Annotated in this window: 8 protein-coding genes; 2 read left to right on the top strand and 6 right to left on the bottom strand. The window is 71.5% G+C overall.

What is annotated here, in order from left to right:
* From ACWEVO_RS21310 to ACWEVO_RS21335, 6 genes are all read right to left on the bottom strand, one after another.
* The coding region (locus ACWEVO_RS21310; RefSeq protein ID WP_452309277.1) for a MarR family transcriptional regulator at positions 1-322 on the bottom strand (322 nt) is incomplete at its 3' end.
* Between the two features lie 210 nt (positions 323-532).
* A complete protein-coding gene (locus tag ACWEVO_RS21315; RefSeq protein WP_452309278.1) occupies positions 533-1,549 on the bottom strand; it encodes a YihY/virulence factor BrkB family protein in 1,017 nt (338 codons plus the stop codon).
* Between the two features lie 63 nt (positions 1,550-1,612).
* Positions 1,613-2,419 carry an ABC transporter permease gene (locus tag ACWEVO_RS21320; protein WP_452309279.1) on the bottom strand — a complete coding sequence of 269 codons (807 nt, stop codon included), beginning with the start codon at positions 2,417-2,419 and terminating at the stop codon, positions 1,613-1,615.
* 11 nt (positions 2,420-2,430) lie between these two features.
* Positions 2,431-3,225: an ABC transporter permease gene (locus ACWEVO_RS21325; RefSeq protein WP_452309280.1), complete on the bottom strand. Its 795-nt coding sequence runs from the start codon at positions 3,223-3,225 to the stop codon at positions 2,431-2,433.
* A gap of 525 nt (positions 3,226-3,750) precedes the next feature.
* The gene (locus ACWEVO_RS21330) at positions 3,751-4,155 is read right to left on the bottom strand and encodes a carboxymuconolactone decarboxylase family protein (protein ID WP_452309281.1); all 405 of its coding nucleotides are present in this window, start codon (positions 4,153-4,155) and stop codon (positions 3,751-3,753) included.
* An 88-nt stretch (positions 4,156-4,243) separates the two neighbouring features.
* Complete coding sequence (locus ACWEVO_RS21335; RefSeq protein WP_452309282.1) at positions 4,244-5,176, bottom strand: ABC transporter ATP-binding protein; 933 nt, start codon at positions 5,174-5,176, stop codon at positions 4,244-4,246.
* 408 nt (positions 5,177-5,584) lie between these two features.
* Here ACWEVO_RS21335 and ACWEVO_RS21340 point away from each other — a divergent pair, with 408 nt between their 5' ends.
* Both ACWEVO_RS21340 and ACWEVO_RS21345 read left to right on the top strand, forming a co-directional pair.
* The gene (locus tag ACWEVO_RS21340; protein ID WP_452309283.1) at positions 5,585-7,714 is read left to right on the top strand and encodes a TRAP transporter permease; all 2,130 of its coding nucleotides are present in this window, start codon (positions 5,585-5,587) and stop codon (positions 7,712-7,714) included.
* Positions 7,711-8,730, top strand: coding sequence for a TAXI family TRAP transporter solute-binding subunit (locus ACWEVO_RS21345; protein WP_452309284.1), 1,020 nt, complete (start codon positions 7,711-7,713; stop codon positions 8,728-8,730). The genes ACWEVO_RS21340 and ACWEVO_RS21345 overlap by 4 nt, the downstream gene beginning before the upstream one ends.
* The last annotated feature ends 32 nt before the right edge of the window (positions 8,731-8,762 follow it).

Consider the following 8,762-nt stretch of genomic DNA (forward strand, 5'->3'; position numbering starts at 1 on the left):
AGCGGATGTCGGCCTGCTCGGTGTAGGCGGCCACCGGTTCCAGCCGGCCGTTCACCACCTCGACGTCGATCGAGCTGGCGCCCAGGTCCACCGAGGCAAAGCGCAGGTGCGGGCTCAACTCGACCAGGGTGGACCGTCGACCGCCCCGCGAGGCGGCGAGCCCGGCCTCGGCGACGTAGCCGAGGCCGACCAGGCGCTCCAGTTCCGCGAGGAGGCGCGGGCGGGGCATCTGCAACCGGTCGCCGAGTTCGGCGCGGGAGACCGCGCCCTCGTCCCGGAGCAGTCGCAGGAGCTGTACGTGCAGGGGGTCCACCGTCCGCACCGGGACTCACCTCCGCATCGGAGTCGTTCACATCGACGCAACGGCGACGTGTCGTGTCCGACACAGTAGGAGGCTTCAGGGTGACGTGTCCATAGCTTCAGCAGATCCTGTCCAAACTTTTGTCAATCTGAGCAAAAGCGGGAGTGGATCAAGAAAAACAAACCGCCCCCGACACGCGCTGCGTGGCGGGGGCGGAACCCAGCGTACGGGTCAGCGGCGGGTGGCCGAGTTGCGCTTCTTCTTCAGCTTCCGGTCGTCGCGCAGCTCGACGTACGGCTCCTTGGTGGCGGGGTGTCCGGCCGCGATCGCCCGGCCGCGCTCCAGTTCGGCGTCGAACTCGGCGCCGAGCAGGATGGCGATGTTGCTGAGCCAGAGCCAGACCAGGAAGATGATCACGCCGGCCAGCGCCCCGTAGGTCTTGTTGTACGAGGCGAAATTCGAGACGTAGAGCGCGAAGAGACCGGAGATGACCACCCAGATCACCACGGCCAGCACGCCGCCGGGACTGACCCAGCGGAAGCCGCCGTGCCGGGCGTTCGGCGAGGCCCAGTAGAGGATCGCGAACATCAGGCTGACCAGCACCAGCAGTACCGGCCACTTGGCGATGTTCCACACCGTCACGGCGGTCGAGCCCAGCCCGATCGCGCTGCCCACCCGCTCGGCCAGGCCGCCGGTGAACACCACGATCACGGCGCTGGCCAGCAGCATCAGCCCGATCACGGCGGTCACGCCGAGCCGGATCGGCAGGGTCTTCCAGACCGGCCGCCCCTCCGGCACGTCGTAGATGCTGTTAGAGGCGCGCATGAAGGCGGCGACGTACCCGGAGGCGGACCAGAAGGCGGCGAGCAGACCGATGATCGCCGCGATGCTGGCCAGACCGCCGGACCTGCCGGCCTGCTCGATCGCCCCGTCGATGATCTGCTGGATGCTCGGCTGCGGCACCGCCTGGTCGACGGTGTCCTTGACGCCCTTGGTGGCCCGCTCGCCGAGCAGGCCGAGCACCGAGATGAGCACCAGCAGGCCCGGGAAGATGGAGAGCACGCCGTAGTAGGTGAGCGCGGCGGCCCAGTCGGTGAGGTTGTCCTCCTGGAACTCCTTGACCGTGCGCTTGAGTGTCGCCAGCCAACCGGTACCGGACAGCTCGGCCGGGCTCTCCGGCCCGTCGTCCGGTCCCACCGGCCGGACCCGGTCGTGCCCGTTGCGGGCGGAAGACTCCTCGGCGGCCATCGCATCTCCCTCGTCGTCGCGTCGTCCCCGTGGGATGCCCCGACGACCAGGCCGGATAACCACCTACTTGTAGAGCATCCGCCCCATCCGTCGCGAAGCCACCGCGAGCATCCCGACGGTCAGCACCAGCAGGTAGGCCAGGTCCAGCAGCCAGGACCAGCCGGACGCGCCCACGCAGATGCCCCGGATCAGGTGCACCGACCGGTAGAGCGGGGTCAACTCGACCACCCAGCGCAGCACCGCCGGATACGCCTCGGCCGGGACGAACGTGCCGGAGAACAGGAAGAGGGTGAACTGGGCCGAGCCCATCAGGTCGAAGTCCTGCCAGCTGCGCATCAGGGTGGAGACGGTCATGCCGAGCGCGCCGAACGCGAAACCGACCAGCACCGCGGCCGGGAAGGCGGTGGCCGCCCGCACCGCGGTGGTCAGGTCCATCGCCACCATGATCACCAGGAAGGCCGCCGAGTAGAGGCTGCCCCGGACCATCGCCCAGCCCAACTCGCCGAGGGCGATCTCGAACGGCTGCACCGGGGTCGCGATGACCCCGTCGTACAGCTTCATGTACTTCATCTTGCCGAAGAAGTTGAACGTGGTCTCCGACAGCGCCCCGCTCATCGCCGACGAGGCGAGCATCGCCGGGGCCACGAAGGCCGCGTACGAGACCAGCCGGCCGTCGGGCAGGGTGAGGTCGCCGACCAGCGCGCCCACCCCGATGCCGATCGAGAAGAGGTAGAGCACCGGCTCCAGGAAGCCGGAGAGCAGCACCAGCCAGTACGCGCTGCGCAGCGCGGTGAGGTTGCGCTCGGCCACCGAGGCGGAGCGGCGCACCCCCGCGGAGCCGACCAGCCGGGGCAGGACGAGAGCGACCACGGTTTCCCCTCTCAGACGACGAGCGCGCGGTGGAAGACCCGCCGGGCGGCCAGCCAGCCGGCGGCCGCCCAGGCGGCGAGGTAGAGCAGGTGACCGGTGACCGACCACTGCGGAGGCACGCCCAGCGTGGCGGCGCGGCAGAGGTCCACGCCGTGCCAGAGCGGGGTCACGTACGCGAGCTGCCGCAACCCGCCCGGGAGCTGCTCGACCGGGAAGAACACCCCGGCGAAGAGCGTCATCGGGATCACCGCGAACCGGAAGAACAGCGCCAGGTAGCTGTCGCTGGGCACGGCGGCGCTGAACGCGAAGGTCGGCGCGGCCACCGCCAGGCCGAGCAGCAGCACCACCGCCGGGACGGTCAGCGCCCACGGCGAGCGCAGCGCCCCGAACAGTGCGGTCACCAGCAGGAACGCCAGCACGCTGGTGAGCACCCGGAACAGCACGAAGGCGAGGTGGCCGCCGATGATGTCGCCGACCCGCAGCGGGGCGGCGACCTGCGCGTGGTAGGTCCGGATCCACTTGAAGTTGCTGTGCACCGGCCAGGTCGACTCGGCCACCGCGACCTGCAGCGCGGTGGACGCGATCAGGCCGGGCACCAGCCACTCCAGGTAGGGCACCCCGCCCACGCCGCGGTCCACGTACGCCCCGACACCGACGCCGAACCCGAGCACCGTGAGCACCGGCAGCAGGAAGGACGAGAAGACGCCGGCCCGCCAGGTGCGCCGGTAGCCGACCAGGTAGTGCGCGAGCACCGCCAGCGCCGGCACCCGGGGCACCGCCGCCCCGGCCCGCTCCGCCACGCTCACGTCGACCACCCCCGCGCTCCGCCCACATCGGCCTTCCTACCGCCCGGGTACGACAGGCCGCCGGCCACGTTACGGCGGGCCGCCGGTGCCGTCGCGCGAGTTTCCCCCCGGCACGGGTTCGGGACAGCGCGACGGCGGCGTGCGCCAGTTCTTCCGCAAGTTCCGCTCGGTCGGGGCACCGGCTCGGCCGGGCCGACGGGGCACGGCGAGACCACCCGGACGGCACGGAACCCTGGTCACCGACCGTCACCTGACCCCCGCCGGCCGGCTCCCTGTCCCGCTCGCTTTGCTCTGCTTCAATCGGCGCAACAGAAACGCACCGTGGCTGTTGCGTCCGCTGAAGCAGAGCAAAGGCGGCGCGAGGGGGTCGCCGGGGTGCCCGGGATCGACGAGAAAGGGCCAGCTCAGCGAGGCTCAGGCCGAGCGGGCGAACGCGGTGTGATGTTCCGGAGAGGGGCCTCGATTACTCAGAGTGCGCAGGCTCTCCATCACGGGCATGTCACTGTCGGCGAGCGCGTCCGCTGATCATTTTCCCGAGGGGCGGACCGGGAGCAGGTTGCGTTCGGCGAAGACCTTCTTGGCGACGAGGGTGGCGTTGACCGCCCGCGGCACCCCGCAGTAGACCACCGCCTGCAGCAGGGCCTCGACGATCTCGGCGGGCGTCAGGCCGGCGTTGAGGGCGCCGTTCACGTGGACCTCGAGCTGGGCCTCGGCGCCGCCGAGACCGGTGAGGATGCCGAGGGTCAGCAGCTCCCGGTCACGGCGCGGCAGTTCGGGCCGGACGTAGAGGTCCCCGTAGGACCAGGCGACGGACCGGTAGCCGAGCTCGGGTGAGACGTCGGCGAGGGCGTCGACGAGCCGCTGCCCGGCACCGCCGGCGGCCTGCCGGAGCGCCTCCAGGCCGCGCTCGTACTGTTCGTCAGCGTTCACGGCCCGGCGGTTACCCGCGGCCGGGCCGGACAAACGGCTCATTCTCGCCGTGGCGCTCCAGCCCCGAGACAGCCGGGCCGGGTGGCGGCTAGTCGACCAGGGTCCGGCCGGTGAGGTGGAGGAAGACGTCCTCCAGGCTGCTGCGCCGAACCAGGACGCTGGCCGGGACGAGCCCGCGCGCGGTCACCTCGGCGACCGCCGCGTCGCCGTCGGCCACGTAGAGCAGGATGCGGTCGGGCAGCACCTCGACCCGCTCGCCCAGGCCGCTCAGCTTGCCGGCGAACGCCTCCTGCGACTCGGCGGCGAAGCGCAGCTCCACCACCTCGCGGGTGGAGTGCTCCTCGATCAGGGCGCGGGGCGAACCCTCGGCCACGATCCGGCCGCCGTCCATAACCACCAGGCGGTCGCAGAGCTGCTCCGCCTCGTCCATGTAGTGCGTGGTGAGAACCAGGGTCACGCCCTGCTGCTTGAGCCGGAACAGGCGCTCCCAGACCAGGTGCCGGGCCTGCGGGTCGAGCCCGGTGGTGGGCTCGTCGAGGAGCACGATCTCCGGGTTGTTGACCAGCGCCCGGGCGATGGTCAACCGGCGCTTCATGCCGCCGGAGAGCGGCTCCACCTTGCTCTCGGCGCGCTCGGCGAGCTGGACGAAGTCGAGCAGCTCGGCGGCCCGCTCCCGGGCCACCCGGCGCGGGATCCCGAAGTAGCGGGCGTAGGTGGTGAGGTTCTCCCGGACGGTCAGCTCCGGGTCGAGGTTGTCCAGTTGCGGGCAGACGCCGAGCCGGGCCCGGATCGCGGGCCCGTCGCGGACCGGGTCCATGCCGAGGATGCGCAACTCGCCACCGGAGGGCGGGGAGATGCAGCCGATCATCCGCATCGTGGAGGACTTGCCGGCGCCGTTCGGCCCGAGGAAGCCGAACGCCTCGCCGGGGCGTACCTCGACGTCGATGCCGTTGACGGCGGTGAAGTCGCCGAACCGTTTCACCAGCCCGTGGGCCCGGATGAGTGGCTGAGCTGTGGTCACCGGCCGACCCTAGCCGCCCGGTCCGACAGCCTCGACCGGTTATCCGCCCGGCCTCCCACCCACACACCGAGAGTGATCTGCTTACTCCCTGTGATCGCCCAGGCGTTGCCCGGAAATCCGGATCAGTCCGGCATCGTGGACAGATCCATTTCGGACGCGACGTGATTCAAGAAGTGAACCACTCCTTTCCTCGACGAATTGCGAAAACCACTCTGAATACGAATGCGCTGAGTAATGGGAGCACCATTTCCGTCACGTACCGCAATCGCAATCGACAATGTTCCCATCGTGTGTGCGATTCGCGTATCGTGCCCCCTCGTGTCGCCCGTGCGCTCTCCCGACGGCTCCCCTCCGACGCCCCGGCCCACCGACCCGCCGGCTTCAACCTCCGGTGTGGACGTGGCTCCGGTGCCGCTCCCGCCCGCCGAGGGAGCGGTGGGCGATCCGGTCTGGGCCGACGACGGACCGGCCGGCGGGCACCACGACACCCGGGAACTCGCGGCCCGTTTCGAGGACGAGAAACCGGGCCGGGTCCTGTCCGGACCGGTCGGACTCCTGTTCACCGGCGCCACCGTCGCCATCGCGCTGCTCGCCCTCTGGCAGGTCTTCTTTCCGCTTCCGCAGGGCAGCAAGTATTACCTGATCATTTTTCTGGCCGGCGTACTGCCGATGGTGTTTCTGGCGTACCCGTCCGGGCTGCGGCTGCCGTGGCGGGCGGCCGCGCCGGCGGACGGCGCGGCGCACCGCGGCGGGCCCACCCCGCTGGACTGGGCACTGGCCGTCGCCGCGCTGGTGAGCTGCCTCTATCCGGTGCTGCCGGTGACCATCGGCGCCGGTGGCGGCGGGTACGACGCCTTCCTGGACCGGCAGGGCCTGCTCGACCCGCTGGACGTGGCGATGGGCACCGTGCTGCTGCTCCTGCTGCTGGAGGCGTGCCGGCGCACCACCGGCTGGATCCTGCCGGCGGTCTGCCTGCTCTTCCTCGGCTACGGCTACTACGGTGGGCTGCTGCCGCAGTCCTGGCCGGTCGCCCACGCCGGGCTCGACTTCGACCAGCTCGTCGACGCCTTCTACAACTCCGACAGCGGCTTCTACGGCACCCCGCTGGACGTGGCCGCCTCGTACATCGTGCTGTTCACCATCTACGGCGCGGTGCTGGACCTCTCCGGGGCGGGCCGGTTCTTCGTCGAGCTCTCCGCCGCCGCGTTCCGCCGCTCCCGGACCGCGCCCGGACGGACCGCGGTCGCCTCCGGCTTCCTGCTCGGCACCGTCTCCGGCTCGGGCGCGGCCACCACCGTCAGCATCGGCGCGGTCACCTGGCCGATCCTGCGCCGGGCGGGATACCCGCCGGAGCGGGCCGGCGGCATGCTCGCCGCCGCGGGCGTCGGCGCGATCCTCTCCCCGCCGACGCTGGGCGCCGCGGCGTTCATCATCGCCGAGTACCTGGGCGTGTCCTACCTCCAGGTGCTCGGCTGGGCCACGGTGCCGACGATCCTCTACTACCTGGGCATCCTGCTCTCCGTCGAGATCGACGCCCGCCGCTCCGGGGTACGCCCCGTGGTGCTCGCCACCGGCTCCGCGTGGCGGCTGCTGGCCCGCTTCGGCTACCACTTCCTCTCGCTCATCGTGATCATCGTGGTGCTCGCCACCGGCGCCTCGGCGGTGCGGGCCGTGGTGATCGCCACCCTGCTCGCCGCCGCGCTGTCCTTCCTGGACCGGCGGCACCGGCTCACCCCGGCACGGCTGGTCGAGGCGCTCAGCGGCGGCGTACGCGGAGTGCTGGCGGTGAGCGCGGTCTGCGCCGCCGCCGGCATCATCACCGCCACCACCACCAAGACCGGCCTCGGCCCACAGGCCGCCGCGCTGCTGGTGAGCGGGGCCCAGGCGGTCAGCTCCGAGCCGGCCGTGGTGCTGGCGCTCACGGCGCTGCTGGCCGCCGTCGCACTCACCCTGCTCGGCCTGGCCGTGCCGGTCACCGCCTCGTTCGTGATCGGCTGGGTGATCATCGGTCCGGCGCTGCTCAACCTCGGCGTCGCCGCGCCCGCCGCGGCGATGTTCGTCTTCTACTTCGCGGTGCTGTCCGAGGTCTCCCCGCCGACCGCGCTCGCCGCCGTGGCCGCCGCCGCGGTGACCGGCGGCCGGCTGGTCCCGACCATGTGGCAGACCCTGCGGTACGCGCTGCCCGCGTACCTCATCCCGATCGCCTTCGTGCTCACGCCGACCGGCCTGGGGCTGCTGGGCATCGGCGGGCCGGGACGGATCGCGGTGGCCGCGGTGGTCTCCGCCGCCGGGGTGGCCCTGCTGGCGGTGGCCGCGGGCGGCTGGCTGCCCGGGGTCGGGCCGGCCGGCGTCCCGGAGCGGATCCTCGGCGCGCTCGGCGGGCTGGCCCTGCTCCGGCTCGAACCCGTGCCGATCGCCGTCGGCGCCCTGCTGGCCGCCGGGCTGGTCGCGGGCGTCCTCATCCGACGGAGGACCGCCGGCCGGGCCGGCGCGTCCCCGGCAGTCCCATCCGGAACCCCTGGGGAGGAAGATCAGTGAGACGGATCAATGCACGGTTAGTCGCGGGTGTCGGGGTGCTGGCCCTGGTCGCGGCCGGTGCCGCCGGCTGCGGGGGCCGCCAGGACGGCGCCGCGACGGACGACACGGCCAGCGAGATCACCTGCAACGTCGCCAAGGACACCCGGGTCGGCATCGCCACCGGCAACGCCACCGGCGTCTACTACGTCGTCGGCAACGCCCTGGCCGGCCAGCTCTCCGGAGCCACCGGCGGCAAGCTCACCGGCACGGCCGCCGAGACCGGCGCCTCGGTGCAGAACATCGAGCAGCTCGTCGCCGGCCAGTACGACGTCGCCTTCTCGCTCTTCGACACCGCAGTCAACGCCGTGCAGGGCAAGGGCAGCTTCAGCTCGCCGCAGCCGGTGCGGGCGCTCGCCCGGATCTACGACAACTACACCCAGGTGGTCGTCCGGGCCGACGCGGGGATCACCTCGGTCGCCGACATGAAGGGCAAGAAGATCTCCACCGGCTCGCCGAAGTCCGGCACCGAGGTGATCGCCAACCGGCTGCTCACCGCCGCCGGCCTCAACCCGGCCAAGGACATCCAGGCGCAGCGGCTCGACCTGACCAAGACCGTCGACGGCATGAAGGACGGCAGCATCGACGGCTTCTTCTGGTCCGGCGGGGTGCCGACCGGCGGGGTCACCGACCTCTTCACCACGGCTGGCGACAAGGTGAAGTTCATCGACATCAGCCCGCTGCTGCCGAAGATGGCCGAGCTCAACCCGGCGTACCAGGCCGGCACGATCGGCAAGGACGTCTACCGGACGGCCGCCGACAGCCCGACCATCGTGGTGCCGAACGTGCTGCTGGTCCGGGACAACCTGGACGCCAACGTGGCCTGCGCCATCACCCGGACGGTCTTCGAGAAGAAGGACGCCCTCGCCCAGGCCAACCCGGCCGCCAAGGGCATCAACCTGGAGAACGCCCGCAAGACCGATCCGGTGAAGCTGCACCGGGGGGCGGAGAAGGCGCTGCAGGACCTGGGCGCCAACTGATCCCACGACGCCGGGCCCGGACGGCACGTCCG

It is taken from the genome of Micromonospora sp. NPDC003776, from assembly GCF_053605645.1.